The sequence below is a fragment of the Paenibacillus phytorum genome (genome assembly GCF_013141715.1).
Lineage (GTDB): Bacteria > Bacillota > Bacilli > Paenibacillales > NBRC-103111 > Paenibacillus_E > Paenibacillus_E phytorum.
Map to the genome: position 1 here is coordinate 68,339 of NZ_WHOA01000009.1, position 17,816 is coordinate 86,154.

11 protein-coding genes are annotated in these 17,816 nt (G+C 44.1%); 2 read left to right on the top strand and 9 right to left on the bottom strand.

The window, feature by feature from the left end:
• The first annotated feature begins 193 nt into the window (after positions 1 to 193).
• Positions 194 to 1,537: an LLM class flavin-dependent oxidoreductase gene (locus GC098_RS02225; RefSeq protein WP_171640558.1), complete on the top strand. Its 1,344-nt coding sequence runs from the start codon at positions 194 to 196 to the stop codon at positions 1,535 to 1,537.
• Positions 1,538 to 1,581: 44 nt separating this feature from the next.
• On the opposite strand, the gene GC098_RS02230 is transcribed toward GC098_RS02225, so the two are convergent.
• The 9 genes from GC098_RS02230 to GC098_RS02280 form a co-directional block, all read right to left on the bottom strand.
• Positions 1,582 to 2,499, bottom strand: coding sequence for an SGNH/GDSL hydrolase family protein (locus GC098_RS02230; protein ID WP_171640560.1), 918 nt, complete (start codon positions 2,497 to 2,499; stop codon positions 1,582 to 1,584).
• Between the two features lie 133 nt (positions 2,500 to 2,632).
• Positions 2,633 to 3,313, bottom strand: coding sequence for a GntR family transcriptional regulator (locus tag GC098_RS02235; RefSeq protein ID WP_171640562.1), 681 nt, complete (start codon positions 3,311 to 3,313; stop codon positions 2,633 to 2,635).
• 111 nt (positions 3,314 to 3,424) lie between these two features.
• Complete coding sequence (locus GC098_RS39755; protein WP_246358376.1) at positions 3,425 to 7,894, bottom strand: X2-like carbohydrate binding domain-containing protein; 4,470 nt, start codon at positions 7,892 to 7,894, stop codon at positions 3,425 to 3,427.
• 98 nt (positions 7,895 to 7,992) lie between these two features.
• Entirely contained in the window at positions 7,993 to 9,621 is a 1,629-nt protein-coding gene (locus GC098_RS02255) for an extracellular solute-binding protein (RefSeq protein ID WP_376773811.1), read from the bottom strand.
• 165 nt (positions 9,622 to 9,786) lie between these two features.
• Positions 9,787 to 10,683 (bottom strand): carbohydrate ABC transporter permease, encoded by an 897-nt coding sequence (locus GC098_RS02260; RefSeq protein WP_171640564.1) that lies wholly within the window; start codon positions 10,681 to 10,683, stop codon positions 9,787 to 9,789.
• Between the two features lie 19 nt (positions 10,684 to 10,702).
• A complete protein-coding gene (locus GC098_RS02265; RefSeq protein ID WP_376773802.1) occupies positions 10,703 to 11,668 on the bottom strand; it encodes an ABC transporter permease in 966 nt (321 codons plus the stop codon).
• Positions 11,669 to 11,882: 214 nt separating this feature from the next.
• Positions 11,883 to 14,189 (bottom strand): helix-turn-helix domain-containing protein, encoded by a 2,307-nt coding sequence (locus GC098_RS02270; RefSeq protein ID WP_171640568.1) that lies wholly within the window; start codon positions 14,187 to 14,189, stop codon positions 11,883 to 11,885.
• Between the two features lie 244 nt (positions 14,190 to 14,433).
• Positions 14,434 to 16,740, bottom strand: coding sequence for a glycoside hydrolase family 95 protein (locus tag GC098_RS02275; RefSeq protein ID WP_171640569.1), 2,307 nt, complete (start codon positions 16,738 to 16,740; stop codon positions 14,434 to 14,436).
• Between the two features lie 166 nt (positions 16,741 to 16,906).
• Positions 16,907 to 17,329 (bottom strand): VOC family protein, encoded by a 423-nt coding sequence (locus GC098_RS02280; RefSeq protein ID WP_171640570.1) that lies wholly within the window; start codon positions 17,327 to 17,329, stop codon positions 16,907 to 16,909.
• A 112-nt stretch (positions 17,330 to 17,441) separates the two neighbouring features.
• Between GC098_RS02280 and GC098_RS02285 the strand changes: the two genes are divergently transcribed.
• Positions 17,442 to 17,657, top strand: coding sequence for a hypothetical protein (locus tag GC098_RS02285; protein ID WP_171640573.1), 216 nt, complete (start codon positions 17,442 to 17,444; stop codon positions 17,655 to 17,657).
• Positions 17,658 to 17,816: the final 159 nt, after the last annotated feature.

Consider the following 17,816-nt stretch of genomic DNA (forward strand, 5'->3'; position numbering starts at 1 on the left):
AACTTGATATTCCAATCGCAAACACAGATAGCTCACTTCACCCACTTGTATAATCGGATTAAACCTGCTAACATGACTGCAACAGTTCATAAAGCCTATTGGTCCACCAAAGGCTCCCTTGCCGCCAGCGTTAATCACCTGGCATGCATGTGGAGTCTTCTTTTATTTCCATATTTAGTAAGGGGTGTACAGGATGAAAAAGAATACACGTCAAATTCACTTAAACCTATTCCTTGCCAGCATGGGACATCATGAAGCCGCTTGGCGGCATCCAGATTCTAACCTGAACGGCGTCTATGACTTCGCTCACTACCTGGAACATGCACGTAAAGCCGAGGCCGCGAAGCTAGATTCCCTATTCCTTGCTGACCGCTATGCAACCTCTCCAACAGCGGTCCAATATGGTGCATTAGGCGGATTAGAGCCGCATACACTGCTTTCCGCGCTTGCCGTTGTGACGAAACAAATCGGATTAATTGCCACTGTATCCACAAGTTTTAACGAACCCTATAACGTGGCTCGCCGCTTTGCATCACTGGATCACCTAAGCAAAGGCCGAGCAGGATGGAACATCATCACATCTGGTACGGATAGTGAAGCACAGAACTTTAATCGGGATCGCATAGCCCAACACCAAGAACGCTATGAACGTGCCAAGGAATTTGTGGAAGTCACGACAAAGCTTTGGGACAGTTGGGAGGATGATGCGTTAATTCAAGATCAGAAGACTGGCATTTATGCCGACAAAGACAAAGTCCATGAGTTGAATCATAAAGGAAAGTACTTCTCGGTTCGCGGCCCTCTGAATACAGCACGATCACCGCAAGGCCGTCCAATTCTTGTGCAAGCAGGATCCTCCGAAGACGGCAGGGATTTTGCTGCAGAGTGGGCTGAGGCTATCTTTACGGCACAACAAACACTAGAGGATGCACAGGCATTCTATTCTGATGTTAAGAAGCGTGTCCTTCTGTACGGACGAGATCCAGCGTACGTGAAGATTTTGCCCGGCATCTGCCCCATTATCGGTAAAACTGAAAGCGAGGCCAAGGAGAAAGAAGCCGAACTCCACGAACTGACGAATCCAACGTACAGCCTTCTCCAACTGTCGAATCGCATCGGGTTCGACCTTACTGCCTATCCTCTGGACGGACCTCTACCGGATCTTCCCGATTCTAGCGAAATTGCCGGTCACCAAAGCCGTACTCATTTGATCAAAGAGCTGGCTGACAGAGAGAAGTTGACGATCAGACAGCTGCTGCTCAGACTAGCGGGAGGACGCGGGCATAAGAAGATTGCAGGTACACCGATGCAAATTGCTGACGAACTGGAAGCATGGTTTGTAGGTCATGCAGCCGATGGCTTCAATATCATGCCGCAGCTAATGAACGGCGGGTTGGATGATTTTCTCGAGCAAGTCGTACCAGAGCTGCAGCGGAGAGGATTGTTCCGTACTGCCTATACAGGTACTACGCTTCGTGATCATTATGACCTGCCTGTGCCAGTTAATTCATTTGCAAAAGCGAAACTATACCAATAAAGACACCTATTTGTAGACGATGGCCGTCACCATCCTGAATGATTTTATTGAGATTTCACGGCGATCTTCCGAATTTGCTTGGTGATCTCTTCGCCTCTTTTCAAGGCTAATTCAAGTGGCAAAGCTTCCTTTTTACTAGGATTGGTATGACCTACGTGTTCTTTCCATGCCGAGCCTAATAACTGTTGACGCTGCAGGATCAATTGAAATAATTGCGAATTATCGGGTTGTTCTACGAAATCTGGCATCTGTTCCAAAGCAATATGAAATAAATGACTTAAAAGCGTTTTAGCCATCACCCAATGACCCTCTGAGTTGGGATGAATACCGTCACCGGAACGATAGCCAGGGTTGATTTCGCGTTCTTGTTCTCTATGGTGAAGTAGTGGGTCGTAGATATTCACGACTTCATCAGCAGTTGAATCCAGCGTAAGCAGCCAATTCGCATAGTATCTAATGACATCATTGTAACGTGCATATGGCTCCTTGTAGCTGTAGTCTTTCTGGCCAACGGGCAAAATTATATTAGCGTTCATAGATTCAGGATCAAAGGGCGGAGGCGTCATGACGATGGCTTTTGCCCCGCTTTGATGGATCATCCGAATGGCTGTAAGTATGCCATTTTGATATGCTTGAAACCGTTCTGTAGAAAATGGCGCATAGATGCCATCATTCATGCCATATCCCACAACAACCCAATCCGGTTTGCTTTCTTGTAGTGCCCTTGCTAATCGATCATGGATACAGGGACGTGGAAATGGATGATCGGTCTCGGTTAATCCAGAAGCAGTCTCACTGCTTATGCCAAGGTTAATGAGTGTGAGAGGAATGTCTGGCCTAAACTGTTCAAAATAAGCATCCACATAAGCAATAAACGTCCCTTCATCTGTAATACTGTCCCCAAGAAAAACAATTCTTTTACCACCAGTCAACAGTGATTCCTTTCCTGCGATTGGAGTCATCTCAACTCTCCTTTTCATCATATATCATGCATGATAATTGTCGAAGAGGATTTCCACAATACCTCTTTTTCAGTATCCTAAAGACATACATACTGCAATCAAACGTTAAAGCAATCCCCGTGATAAAATTCGACTAGTTACTACCTGCTTTCATAAAGTGATCATTCGTCCTTTTGCGGGAATTACTAATATGCTTGGACATGGCATCGGAAGCGCCTTTGGGATCTCGCTGCTTTAATTTCTGTAAGATAGCATTATGTTCCGACCATTCCTCATTCGTGGTATTTATATCTAAATTTAATTGGATGTAGGTTAAATATCTTTGAATCTGTTCAATATAACCCCTGACTAAATTCTGCAAATTGGTATTCTCACAATAGGCAAGAATAGTACCATGTAAAGACATATTCATTTCCTTAATTGTCCCCAAACCATTAGTAGATCTCGGTGATTGCTGAGTTTGAAGAGCATCCATGGTTTCTTGCAACTGCTCCAGTATATCTTCTGGTATAAGAAGCGCGGACTTTTCAACGGCAAGTGGTTCAAGCTGCAGTCTGATTTCAAATAATTCGTCCAACTCTTTGACACTCATCATGTTAACAAACATGCCTTTAAAAGGAATAACATTCAGATACCCTTCCGATTGCAATCTGGATAGGGCCTCACGAATCGGAATGTTGCTTACTTCTAAAGCGCGCGCTAATTGATCGATGTTAATCTTTTCCCCGGACTTCAATTTATGAGTTAAAATATCTTCTTTGACAATCCGATAAATTTCTTCGGTTAAATTAACCCGATTAATTTTACTCCCCATATGATACCCTCACCTTTTTTACACTTAACATATCATGTATGATCGAGGGTTATCAAATAATAAATATCGAGCCCTCTCTAGACAACAAGAAGGGCTCGATATCTCAGATACCTATGGAGTAACTCTTAGAATCTGCTCACCATCATCTTGATCATCCTGGTCATCATCTTCATGATCATTTTGATTCTCGGATTTCTTACTTGTTTTAAATGTAACTTCAACCCCATAGCTCGTTCCCGCTGAGTTGGTCGCGTAAGCTCTGGCGTAATACGTCGTATTTGGTTTCAATTTCTTTATTTTCTCACTAAACTCGCCTAATCCAGAGCCCATGGTAACTTTGGTTGATCCGGAACCGGTTATTGTAGGCGTTGGTGCTGTTGAATACACAATTCCTCGCGATGTGACAGTTGTACCTCCATCAGCCGTTACTTTTCCGGCAATTGTTGCACTTGTATTCTTGACCTTAGTGACCCCAGTCGTTGTTACGGCAGCAGTTGACGGTGCCTTTGCAACCGTAAAGCTTAATTTATCCAGCAGCATATAGCTGCCTGATTTTTTCACGACTTTGATCGTGTGCACGCTGTTTGAAAGACCAGAAATACTGTACACCGTTTGTTGGACTAACCGCGTCGCATTATACGTGTTCACAGTTTGTTTGAAAACATCATCCACGTAAACGTCGATTTCACCCTGTGAAGCATCTTTTTCCGTAATAACTGCAATTCCGGTTCCTTTAAATGTGTATTTGAATGAATCGTTGTTCGTTTCTGTAAAATGCACGTCATTCTGATAATCGCCACTGAAGACGAATGTCAGATTCGTAGTTCCTACCGGCTGCGCTGCAAGGTATGCCTTCTTAATCGTTAATGTATTGCCTACTAATGTGTAATCGGTGCCTGGCACGAGGGTAGTTCGGCCATTGTCTATTCGATCAAGTACATACTCGCCAAGTGACAACGTTGTACTCACATCCGCTTGTGCAGCTATCTTTTTGTCAAAACTTCCTGTATCAGGACTCATCAGATCGCCTACAAGTATCGTTAATTTATCCAGCAGCATATAGGATCCCGATTTCTTCACAACTTTAAGCGTATGAGACCCATTTGGCAATCCTGCAATGCTGTACACCGTTTGCTGTGCTAATCGACTGGCATGATAAGTACTCACGGTTTCCTTGAATACATCATCCACATAAATATCGATATCGCCCTGTGAAGTATCCTTCTCGGTGATCAACTCAATGCCCGTTCCCTTGAAGACATATTCAAAATAATCATTGTTATTCTCGGTGTAATGAACATCGTTCTGATAATCCCCGAATACGCGATTATTGCTATATCCCCATGATCCAGAATAATGAATGGCAGCATTCGTATCATTGATGCTAGCCATGGCACCGTGGGATGCTGGAGCTGTTTGTACGGTCATCTCCGACGTTACCGACGGAGTCAACTGGATCGACGTCATAGATGGTACTACTTGAACCGATTGTGCTGACACCTGTCTATACACACTTCCAGTAACTGTACTGCCCGCAGCTGATGGAGTCACGCTCAATTTATCCAACAGCATATAAGACCCTGATTTCTTCACTGCCTTGATGGTATGAGGACCGTCCGGCAGTCCCGTGATACTGTATACGCTTTGTTGGACTAACCGGCTATCATGAAATGTACCCACCGTTTGTTGGAATACGTTATCTACATAAATATCGATATCGCCCTGCGAAACATCCTTCTCCGTAATCAATTCAATGCCCGTTCCAGTGAAGGCATACTCAAAGTAATCGTTGTCGGCCTCGGAGTAATGAACATCATCGTTATAATCTCCAAGTCCCCGATTGTTGCTATACCCCCAAGAGCCTGTGTAAACAATTCCCGGATCGTTATCGTTAACAGAAACCGGCGTAATGGCCGGCGAGCTATCGATGACTGAAATGGCGAGCGTCTGGGTGGCTCCCCCATTGAAGGAGAAGGTCAGATCCGTCCAACCAATGGGTTGAGCCGCAAGGTATTCCTTCTTGATCGTTACGACGCTCCCCGATAACGTGTAGTCAGTGCCCGCAAGCAATGTGGTTCCACCGTTGGTTATGCCGCTGAAGGTATAGCTGCCTGGCGTCAGCGTAATCGTTACATCTGCCTGGGCCGTTATCTTTTTATCAAAGCTTCCCGCAGCAGGATTAATCAGATCAGCGATGAGAACTCGCAATTTATCGATGAGCATGTAAGAACCTGATTTTTTCACAACCTTAATCGTATGAGCACCGTTGGGTAATCCTGCAATCCCATAGACAGGTTGTTGGGCTAAACGACTCGAATGATACGTGCTAATCGTTTGTTTAAATACACCATCCACGTATACATCTATATCGCCTTGAGATGAATCCATTTCTGTAATCACTTCAATGCCCGTTCCGTTAAAAGCATATTCAAAGTATTCGTTATTCCTCTCGGTGAAATGTACATCATTCAAATAATCGCCAAGCCCTCGATTCGTACTTCGCTGCCAAGCGGCTGAATACGTAATCCCCGAGTCGTCGTTATTGATGGCAATTGAACCGCCCTGAGAGGTGTTACTTACAACAATGGCAAGCGTTTGCGGATTTCCGGCGCTGAAGGAAATAAGCAGGTTCGTTGTCCCGAGCGGTTGTGTGGCTAGGTACTCCTTCTTGATCGTTAACGTATTGCCAGATACCGTATAGTCGGTGCCTAATTCTAGTGGTGTTCCGCCACTCGTTATAGAGCTCAACTGATTACCGTCTAGTAGCATTGTAGTCGTAACATCCGCCTGCAATGCTACCTTCTTATCATAATTTCTAGTTGACGGAAGGATCGTGCTGTTCTTAGGAGACGTGTCGCTCACTGCAATGTCCAGAATCGGTCTAGCTCCGGCGCTGAAAGTGAAAGTAAGCTGCGTATTTCCGACTGGTTGAGCAGCCAGGTAAGCTTTCTTGATCGTGACCGAGTTGCCTGAAACCGTATAGTCGGTGCCAAGCATCAAGTCTACACCATCATTCGATATACCACTTAGTGTGTTTCCATTCAACGTCATCGTTGTCGTTACATCGGTCTGAGCGGTTAAATTTTTATCAAAGCTTCCGGTAGAAGGGCTGATTATGCTGTTCTGTGCTAATGAATCAATCACCGTGATGGCAAGATTCTGAGTAGCGCCCAATCCCCTGTTGCTATTTCGCTGCCAATCACCTGTGTAAGAAATTCCCGTATCATCATCATTGATGGAGGAAACGCCTCCTTGCGATGTAACCTTCAACAAACGAGAAGCATGTGGAGCTAAATCCCCCGAACTGAAGCTGGAGTTAAACACACCTAGTTCGCTATGACTCCATAAATCACGTACGGAGGCTGCACCGCTTAAACCGATATCGCTCCAATTGACGTTGACTGTCGCGTTCGAGCTTCCCAGGTTAAACAGTCCAACGGTATAGGTTCCATCACCGTTGTTCGCATACCAGACCTGCTGCTCGGATGCGAGGGATACGGGATGTGCCGGCTTACCGGCCTGATTGACGGCGATGGCCTCATCGTTCGTCAACAGCTTAATGCCGAACTCGTCCAGGTTGGTTAAGTCATTGCCTGTATATAGCTGTGCCGACGAGATGGCCCAGAAAGTCATCGCTGTCTGCCTCTCATCCGGTGTAATGCCATCCATCGCGCCGTTACCGATATTCAAGGAATCGAAATTATTCCATCCGCCCGGACCTGCATGACGCCACCACTCTCCAGCTCGCGGAAATAGTCTTGCGATATTAGCCCAATTGGTCAATCCCGCTGTTCCACAATAACATTCAATATCCCAATCAACACGCCATCCGTTCGCGTACTTCTTCCAGGTGTCCGCGTAGTTAATATCCAGCGCCCACGATAGCTCGAACCAAATGTTGTGCGGGGCAAGTGCCTGGGACCAGGCTTTGACATCACCGCGAGCATCAATGGACGTGTCATTATGTCCGGAGCCCGGCGTTACGCTATCGAACTTAACAAAATCAACACCCCAGGAAGCAATCTGATCGGCAATGGAGTTGATATAGCTCTGCGCACAAGGCTTCGAGAAGTCAATTTTATAACCTATATTCCAATAATCCGATGTCGTTAATGGAAGTACCACGATGTCTTGTGCATGACAGGAGGTACCATAGATTGGCAAGTTAGCATCATAGGCTGCCGGTGACATCCCCGGTATAAAATAGAGGCCAAACTTTTGCCCATTGTTATGTACATGATTGATAACCTCACTAAGACCATTCGGATACAAAGTGGTGCTTGGTTGTGGGCGTCCGTATTCATCCATACTCCCATTCCAGGCTGCATCCACGTTGATATAATTGTAGCCATGGGGCTGCAGAATCGCATGCATAGCATCAGATTGAGCCATAATCTGTGCGGCTGTAATCCAATTTCCGCTGTGATACACTTGCATACTGTAGCTGCTCCAGCCCATGTATGGTTTTTGCGCTAATCCATTATCGGCTGCTTGTACGGGTTGCCCTTTCGGAATAAAGACAGCAAACAAAGTGATAAAGAATATAAAAACCAGAAGCCACAATCTAGTTTTCTTAATCATATATCCCACATCATACATCCCCTTTAGCGTTAAAATTCGTAAAAAAAGCCAGGTGCTTTATTTCTAGAACAAACACCTGGCCTCTTTTTCATCGATCGTTATTTTTTTATTGCTGCAGTATCGTAAGCCTTTTGCAGAATTTCAAGGTATCTGCCCACTTTCAAGTTATCGAGACCTTTCACATAGGCATCCCAATCTTTGGTCAAGTCCTTATTTCCTGTAATAAATTGAAGCGCGCTTTGCTCAATATAGTTCTTGATGTTGGTTTGAAGAATGCTTGCTTCGTCTGTAAGTGCTGGATCAATCCAGATCGCCCACATTGGGAATAGTTCCTTCGGTTCATGTCCTTGATACAAAAGCGTCGCATCGTACAGTCTGCGTTCGTAATTCGCTGAGTCGTAAACATCCGTTCCTTGTACGAAGCTATCTCTATATTCCTTTGGTTGGTAAAAGTGTCCCATACCACTCCATCCAGCATTACGAGGAGGCTGACCATCCACAGATGGAATCGTTGCTATTTGAGGTGTAACTCCCTTGCCAAGAGCCACTTCGCCATCTTTCGGTTTTCTCCAGTCGATGCCTTCCATACCCGATGCTGCGTTCGTTTGTCCTTCTGTCGTATACATATAATCAACCATTTTGATCAATGCGATTTGTGATTCTTTGCTGGCCTTATTCGTAAGAACGAATTTCGCACCTGGAATTAAGCCGCCTCCATCATGCGTTGCGAATGAACCATGCGGTCCTGTGAGCGGTGGCACAGGGTTATAATCAGCTGAATTTTTGTTTCCTTTATCAATGTTAATGAAGATGGCTGGATGCATGCCTGCGCCTGCACCTAGAATTTGTCCGCCAGCGTTCTCGCCAATTTTCTTAAAGGCTTCGGCATTTTGCGTAAAAGCACCTGGATCGATCAAGCCCTCGTCGTACAAGGATTTAATATAAGCAAGTCCTTCTTTCCATTCCGGCTTATTGGCCGCAGTATCCACTTTACCGTTCACTAAGTTCAAGTAATTACGGTCGTCATTATAAATGAAGCCGTTCATCAGGAACGGAATGACACGCACTCCGAAATCCTCAATCGATCCGCTAAGCGGAACTTCGTCTGCTTTACCGTTGCCGTTCGGATCGTTCTTTTTGAAAGCTTGAAGCACTTTCTTGAAATCCTCGGTTGTTTTCGGCATTTCGAGGTTTAATTTCTTCAACCAGCTTGTATTGATCCACATTTTGTTCGGGTAGGAACAGTGGAAACATTGCGTATAGGAGCCAAGTCCGTATATTTTTCCATCTGGCGCTGTGACGAAGCTTTTGAGTGTTGGATCCTTTTCCATCGCCTTTTTAATATTAGGAGCATACTGATCAATCAAATCATTCAATGGAAGCAGAACGCCCTGCTTACCGAACTTGAGAAGATCGGCTTGTGAGAATTGGTCGATATAGGCGGTTAACATATACGCCTCTGGATAATCACCGCTCGCTAAAGAGATTTGCCGTTTTTCCTTTGCCCCATCATAAGGGATGATTTCGAACTTAAACTTCGCATTAAATTTGCTTTCCAAATGCTTCGTGAACAGGTTCGTCTTCAAATCCATGTCGTTAGCCTGTTGAGCAAAGATGCTTATTTCTACGGGCTTAGCCGATTGTGTTGCACTTGGCGATGCTGTTCCAGTTGAAGGTGTTGACGATGCCGAAGTCTCCTCTTTACTCGAACATGCGGCAAGAACCATACTGAACATCAAGATGAAAACCAAGCTACTAACCGATCTTCTTTTCAAATGTATCCGCTCCCTTTTTTGAATTTACTAGTTTACTTATCGTTTATTCCTTAGCGCTTTGTTTTAGTCAATCACCCCTTTCAATTCTTCAATCGGACAGGTTATCCCTCTTTCCACTTACCCTTTTACAGAACCTACCAGCATCCCCTGAACAAAGTAGCGCTGTACAAACGGGTAGATGACGAGTACTGGAAGCGTTGCCACGACAATTAGTGAATATTTCAAAAGCTCTGCCAACTGCTGTCTTTCTACCTGTTTCAAGGCATCTGTGGCATTTGAGCTGTTGTTAAGAATGATAATACTGCGCAAAATGAGCTGAAGCGGAAAAAGATTGGCGGTTTTGAGATAAATAAGAGCATCGAAGTAAGAGTTCCATTGACCCACAGCGTACATTAAGAACAGAACAGCTATGATCGGTTTCGATAACGGAACCACGACACTCCACATGAACCTGAGATCGCTGCATCCATCTATTTCACTCGAATCAATTAATTCATCCGGAATCGAGGATTGGAAGAACGTTCTTGCAATGATCACTTGCCATACCCATATTGCGTTAGGAATCAATAAAGCCCATCTGGTATCGATTAGCCCCATCTGCTTCACAACCAAGTAAGTAGGAATCAATCCACCACTAAATAACAACGTGAATGTAATTAGCATCATAAGCATATTTCTTCCGAATAAAGTTTTACGTGATAATGGATAAGCAATCATGATTGTAAGCATTACACTGATGATCGTTCCGGCAGCCGTATAAAAAAGAGAATTGGCGTAGCCTGTAACAATTTTCGGATTTTCGATGAGAGTTGCATATCCCTTGAGGGAAAATTCTACCGGCCAGAGCCACACACGACCTGAAGTTACCGCTGACGGACTGCTGAAAGAGCTGCTAAAAATATAAATAAGCGGATATAAGACGATAACTAAAAGGAGGCTCAGTATCACGTAGATGCTAATCAAAAATAGTTTATCGCCAACCGATTCTCTGATCGTCGTTTTCATCGTATTCATCGTTTGGTTCCTCCATTGTTTACCAGATACTCGTATTCGATAATCGCTTTGCTACCATATTGACACCAACAAGCAGAATTAAATTGATAACAGAATTAAACAATCCAACCGCAGTAGCAAAACTATAGTTCGCGTTCAATAAACCAATTTGATACACATAGGTGGCAATCACTTCGGAATTTATCTTGTTCAGCGGATTTTGCAGCAGATAGATCTTTTCGAAGCCAAGCGACATGACACTCCCTACATTCAAAATGAAAACAATCGTGATGGTTGGCATGATGCCGGGTAAGTCGATATGACGGATTTTCTGAAACCGTGAAGCGCCATCTACCTTGGCTGCCTCATAAAGCGAAGGATCGACTCCTGCTAGCGCAGCCAAAAAGATAACTGCCGAATAGCCTGCCGTCTGCCAAATATCCGACCACACATAAATCGAGCGAAACATGCCGGGTTCCCCGAGAAAATTGATAGATCCCAGTCCGAAATGATTCATCGCCACATTAACGAAGCCTAGCCGTGGTGCTAGAAAAAGCATGATAATGGATACCATAACGACGGTGGATATAAAATAAGGAGCAAACGAAACCAATTGAACAAACCGCTTAAATTTGCCGTTGCGTATTTCATTAAGTGCCAACGCCAACAAAATTGGAATTGGAAACCCGACGATTAACAAGTATCCGCTAATGAGGAGTGTATTTTTAATTAACGTCCAGAAAATCGGATTATCAAAAAACAACTTAAAATGTTTGAATCCCACCCATGGGCTTCCCCATATCCCTTTAGTGACGTTGTAATCCTTAAAAGCTAGGACGGCATTCAACATCGGATAGTATTTAAAAATAAGGAAAAACAAGGCTGGCGGAATGACGATAAGATACAATTGCCAATGTTTTCTAAAACTCTTTGTCGCTGCTGTGAGGAGGCCTCCACGTTCTATTGATGCCACTCGGCTGCGTTCGATTTCAATTCCTTTTTCCAAAATGCTCCCCCCTAAATTCCTCATGAAGTCGTGATAGCGCTTTCTATATGGCTGATTATAGGGTGCTATTGTGGCCCTCGTATAGGTACAATTGCGTCGTTTTGCGAACAAATAACCCGAATTCAGCGGGCATTTTTCCTATTCGAACGGCCATTTTTCCCGCTACAGCCATATAAGACAGAAAAAATCCTAACCGCCTAAGCGATTAGGATTTTCATTCTTCTGCGGACTGTCTGAACGAGCTTGGCGATACGCCCATAACTCGCTTGAACGCCCTTCGGAAAGAATGTGAACTGTTATAGCCAACATGCGAAGCGATTTCATCCACATTATATTGGTTTCTTTTTAAAAGAATCGCTGCGTGGTCCATTCTCACTTTTTCCAAATGATCGGATAAATTCGTCCCCGTTACCTCTTTAAATAATTGGGAGATGTATTTTTCTGGACGCTCTACAATCTCAGCTATCCGGTATAGGTTTAGATCGGGATCTGAATACTTTTCAGCGATATATTCATTAATTTGCTTCACTGTTTTAATGTGTGCATCGTTCTTTTTACTCGTAATGAGACCGCACATGGCTGAGATAATCTCATTAATTTCACGCGAAATCAGCTCAATGGCTTCAGTGGCCTGGATGCTAATGATCCGATTTTTGATTTTTTCGAACATAGGGGATTCCATGAGAGCCTTCTGGTCAAGTAATTTAAGCAGCGTTCCTTTCACTTCTCCGATGAACTGATGCTTCATCTCCACAGAAAGCTCTCGATTTTCCGTATTTTGCTCGATCATCGACTTGACGATCCGCTCGGCTTCATCCACATCGCCTGCCCTAATCGTACTAATTAATCGCAGCTCCACATCGATTGGATAATAATACGTGTTACTCTCTACTCGTGTATCACTATACCAAACGATTCCTTTTCTATTCATATATACGGCGTATTCTAATGTCTGTCTGGCTTGTTCATAGGAACGGCTGATCTCCATGACAGAGGAAAAGGGATCGCTTAGTGCTGCAGTAATGGTAATTCGATAATCGGTAAAAGCCAGATTGGCGAGATTAGCCACGAGCTGCTCGATATCTTCCTTGCCAACTTCTTCACCTTCATCTTTTTCCCCTGACGTAAATAGGGTTACGATGCGATCTGAACCCAAATCCGTCATATGAACATGCAGGTGGCTGCCTGAATCAATTAAAATCTGTTTCAGAATGAGTCTGGCCGCATTCAGTTCGTTGAGAATTTCGACGCTTTCCATGCCGGAGTATCCATTGATTTGCAGAATACCCGTATAACCGGCATTCATATTTAGCCCAGTGTCAGCCTGCGCGGCAGCAGAGATCAATTCATCCCTCGATTGAAACTCACCCGCAATTAACCTTTTATAAAAGGCATCGCGAATTAATGGCAGCTGCCGATTAAGCTCAGACTCAAGGCGCTTGTTGTTGGTAATGATATTGGATATATTGCCCTGCAAGAAATCATATTCATTGCGCTCTGTCGTTGCTTCCTTGCCAAACTGCTCTTTCATCACACTAAGCAGCCTATTGATCGGGGCTGTATTTCGATAAGACAGCATAAAACCAACAAAAAGCCCGATCAGAAGAGCAACACCGGTCACCGACCAAGTGATGTACTTGATTTTATTCGCATTCTCCATTAAAACGTGCTTTGGAATGCCCGTGCTGTATACCCAACCCGTTGATTTGGATTGAATCCTTATCACGAGATCATCTGCATAGAATTGACTGACTTTCCCTTTATCGAAGCGGCTATCAGCGGATAATTGATCCATTTCCTTTTGACTGATCCCCTGCAAGCTAATGGTATGTCCTTCTGCATCGCTAATATGCGTCCAACCACCGTTCGGATCTCTTAAACCAGACAATACACTGTTGATGGTTTGTTCATCAATAATGGTGACAACCGTTGCCGGTGAAGAATCACTAAAGCTGTCTAATGGGAGCGATTGCATAAAGGTGATGACTGAGGTTTGCGTTCCGTTATTCACAAACGGGCTCAGCGGCATGATTTCGCTTCTATGCGTTTTCTCTAATACTGTTTTTTTCCATTCGTCCAAGGAAAGATTGCTATAATGCGAAGTCTGGTAATAATGCTCAGGGCGAAAATAAGCATTGCCTGGCGTCACAACGACGTTAAAATTAGTCAAATAAATATAGAATTGTTTCAAAAAATCATTCGTTTGGCTGTAGGCCTTAATATCTCTCGTTATTTTCCAGACCCCATACACATTTGCTTTATCGTCCACCAATTTTTCGTTCAAAAGGACACTCAAGTCTTGGTTTAAAGCTAATTGTCTCGTAAAACTTTCAACTTCGGCCATTCTGCGTTCCAAAATCTCTTGGCTCTTTTGAAGCTGTGTCACATTATTCTCAATGGAAATCGATTGCGTGACCGTGATCGAAGTACGATATGACATATAGCCCGCTATGCTGGGGATGATCAAAATAACGATATAAGAGATCAGAAACCTTCGAAATAATCTGGAATACTTGGGCACTGGCAATTCTCCCTTCCATTTTGGAGGTTTCGGAATACGTTCTTTAACAAGTTAGCACGATTCTTCAACAAAAAAAACCCCTAGTCGGGTCTTTTCTGATTTTCGCAGATGACTTATACCCCCTGATTGCAGTCCATGCGAAACAGTACATTATCTATATGATAGCGCTTACTACAAGACTGATTATATAGATAAAGGGCATTATCGCATAGGTACAATTGGGTCGTAGACCATACAAATTTCCTTATTCCTTATGAGTCACGATCAACTGCTTGTCAATTCTATAGACATAATCTGGTGTTAGAACGAGCGGAACGCTTTGTTCACGGTAGCGCAGAAATGTTTGACCCGCTGAGAATGCCTGAATAGTGGCTTCCATCAACTCACCGTTCTCCCAGACGATATCAACTTCTATATTTCCTTTGGCCCGCAGTCCTGAAACTTTACCTGTATGCCATTTCTTTGGCAGGGCGGGAAGTAAATTAATTTCTCCAGCATGACTTTGCAGTAGCATTTCCGCTATCGCCGCTGTCCCTCCAAAATTTCCGTCTACGACAAATATGTGTTTCTCCGCTCCGGCAATCCCCGGTTTGGAAAAAGTTAATAAGTTATCGAAGCTCAATTGACCGATTAAGTGGGTTAAATGCTTATAGGCATGTTCGCCGTCTTCTAATCTGGCGAAGCTCGCTGCAAAAGAGGCAACCGTGAACTCAACATCCTCCAACGCCTCGCGAGACATGCGATTTTCTAATGTGATTCTTGCAGCGGCGCTCAGTTCCGGTGTTCCTCTTAGGGTGATTTGGTTACCTGGATACAAGCTGATTAAATGAGATAGGTGGCGATGATCGGGCTGTGCTTCTTTATAATCTTCCAGCCATTCCTGTAATTGTCCCCGGTTGCCAATACGAAGGGGTGGCAGCTTAGCGATGGCTTGCTTCAGCTTGGTTTGCATATCGAAATCCACTTGCAGCGTATCGGCAGCTTCCAAACAAAAGACGAATAAATCACGAACCAACACTTGATCGAGTGTTGAGCCCATCGACAATTGGTGGACGTTGTCTTCGATATAGAAGCTATTTTCCGGTGAGTTAGAAGGCCCTGTTACAAGCCACCCATATTGTGGATGCAGCGTCATGTAGTCGAGGAAAAAGGCGGCGGCTTCTTTCATCACAGGATAAGCTCGCTGCGCTAAGAACTCCCGATCTAAGCTGAATTCATAGTGTTCTCGCAGTTGGCTTGCAATCCATAATCCGCCTGTAACGTTCAGTCCCCACGAAGTTTCCCAACCTGGAGCCGTAAATCCCCATGCATTTGAGAATACATGAGCCACCCAACCCTGGCATCCATAAAAGTCCTGCGCTGCCGTTCGGCCAGCTTGCGATAACATCTCCAAATAATTCATTAAAGGGATATGACATTCTGTTAAATTGCTAACTTCCGTTGGAAAGTAATTCATTTGAGTGTTGATGTCGAGGTGATAATCGCAGCTCCATTGCATACGGTTGGCTTCGCCATCATTCCAAATGCCTTGTAAATTTAGAGGCAAAGGAGAATCCGCACGTGAACCAGAAATCATCAAATAGCGGCCATATTGATAAAATAAGGCGAATAATTGCGGATCATTATCGTGTCCGTTCTGCAAAAGACGGATTCTTTCGTCTGTAGGTAGGCGGGACGCGTCTGAATGACCCAAGTCAAGATTCACTCGGCCATACAAGCGATGATAATCGGATATGTGATTTTCTTTAAGCTTTGCATAGCCAAGCGCTATGGCTTGTGCTAGTTGGCGCTCAGATTCATTAAGCCATGAGTCATCATTTTTCCCATAATCGGTATTAGCGGTAAAGTAGATGCAGGCTTCATCTGCGTTTCTTACGACGATTTGATTATCCTCTACAACAATGGTTCCGCCCTGTGCCACCACTTTGACCATACCTTGACAGAAAACTCCGCACTTACCGTCACTATGCATCGTTTCCGTCGCTTGCCCTTCAAAAGTAATCGTAGCGTCCTCGGCAAACCGTTGCGTAAAATTGTCAGTCAGACCTTCTATTCCTAATGTGAATGAAATGCTCCCTTTGTGTTCACTCCAAAAGCGCGAAGCCACAATATCATCCGCATGCGAAGCAAATATTTCCCGGGTAAAGTTATTCCCATTTACGCTGTAAGAAGTATGAAAGATAGCGTTTTTAAGGTTTAGTACACGCTGGAGATCATCACCTTGATGCTCCATATTCAAGATTAGATTACACATCTGCAAATTCGTACCGAAATTTTGCTTTTTAGGTTGCAGTGCCTTCTGAGCTAGCTCTTCCCCGCGTTTGTAATCTCCTGCAAAGAAATGCTGCCGCATCTGATCAAGATCAGCTTTGCCCTTTGATTGGCTTTCGATCCTCTCCGTTTTTCCAGACCAATAAGTGACTTCCGTCATACTCCAGGTTTCCTTCTCGATCCCGCCATAGATGACGGAGCCTATTCTCCCGTTGCCTATTGGCAGCCCTTGTGACCACTCCAGCGCAGCGCTGGTATACCATAGCTTCAAATCACTCATGCAGAATTAGCCTCCTCAACTTCATTACACATTATATATCGTGTATGATCTGAATCTTATCATTTACGATATATCGTGTAAAGATATGTTAGCTCCACGTGAAAAAGCAGTCCAGTGTTAAAAAAAACTGGACTGCTCTCTGTTCATTGGATTTATTTTGGCTAGATTACAACTGATTTTCTCCCGTGCTTTGAAAGAATTCAATGATTTCGCCATCAGGCCCTTTGCAGAAGGCTATCCGAATAGGTGTTGCTGGACTTTGACTTACGACCACATCTTTGGGCTCGACCGTGATCTCTGCGCCAGCCGCGCGTGCTGCTTCCACGGCCGCAGCGACATCATCTGTTCTAAACGCCATATGGATAATGGCACCTTCCGGCTTATCTCCTGGTACACCACCGGCAAACACTTCCAGATAATCGCCGTCTCCCGTATCAAGAAGAACAGCTCTCCCGTCCCCTTCTCCCCAACTTAATCTTTCCGTAAAGCCAAATCCTTCTGTGTAAAATTTCACCGTTGCTTCGAAGTTGCTTGCTCGAATGGCAACATGATGAAAACCGCTTCCGCCTAATTTGTTAATTTTCCCCATATAATCTACCACCTTTCATTATTTATTTATACGATACGGACAACGAATGATTTAGTCAAATTGTGGCAATATTAACTTTGCCTAAAAAAACAATAGATCGGAGATGTATGCCATGTCTGACCAACAATCCGAACAACAAAGTGCAGAAATAGAAGCCCATAATGCGGTAGCTGATGCATTAAGTGAACTGAATCAAGCACAATCGATTAGTAATCATCGCAGAAGGGCTGTTCAGCAAGCACACGAACAACTTGACCAAGCACATGCACAATTAGCAGAAGCACGGACAGAACAAACTGGTAGTGCTGATGAAGATAGCCTCACGTAAATAAGGAATATCCTCATCTACAATTTACATGAAAAGGCTGTCCTCAAAAATGATAAATTCATTAGAGGGGCAGCTTCTTCATGGATACATGGATACATGCATCCATCTACCAATGGTAGGCTTCCTTTAATGGGAACGTAGTGACGCTATTTACGTGAA

Excerpts from the sequence above, each read along its gene's own strand:
- GC098_RS02225 (WP_171640558.1), top strand. The coding sequence starts at position 194 with ATGAAAAAGAATACACGTCAAATTCACTTAAACCTATTCCTTGCCAGC.
- GC098_RS02230 (WP_171640560.1), bottom strand. The coding sequence starts at position 2,499 with ATGACTCCAATCGCAGGAAAGGAATCACTGTTGACTGGTGGTAAAAGA.
- GC098_RS02235 (WP_171640562.1), bottom strand. The coding sequence starts at position 3,313 with ATGGGGAGTAAAATTAATCGGGTTAATTTAACCGAAGAAATTTATCGG.
- GC098_RS39755 (WP_246358376.1), bottom strand. The coding sequence starts at position 7,894 with ATGATTAAGAAAACTAGATTGTGGCTTCTGGTTTTTATATTCTTTATC.
- GC098_RS02255 (WP_376773811.1), bottom strand. The coding sequence starts at position 9,621 with ATGGTTCTTGCCGCATGTTCGAGTAAAGAGGAGACTTCGGCATCGTCA.
- GC098_RS02260 (WP_171640564.1), bottom strand. The coding sequence starts at position 10,683 with ATGAATACGATGAAAACGACGATCAGAGAATCGGTTGGCGATAAACTA.
- GC098_RS02275 (WP_171640569.1), bottom strand. The coding sequence starts at position 16,740 with ATGAGTGATTTGAAGCTATGGTATACCAGCGCTGCGCTGGAGTGGTCA.
- GC098_RS02280 (WP_171640570.1), bottom strand. The coding sequence starts at position 17,329 with ATGGGGAAAATTAACAAATTAGGCGGAAGCGGTTTTCATCATGTTGCC.
- GC098_RS02285 (WP_171640573.1), top strand. The coding sequence starts at position 17,442 with ATGTCTGACCAACAATCCGAACAACAAAGTGCAGAAATAGAAGCCCAT.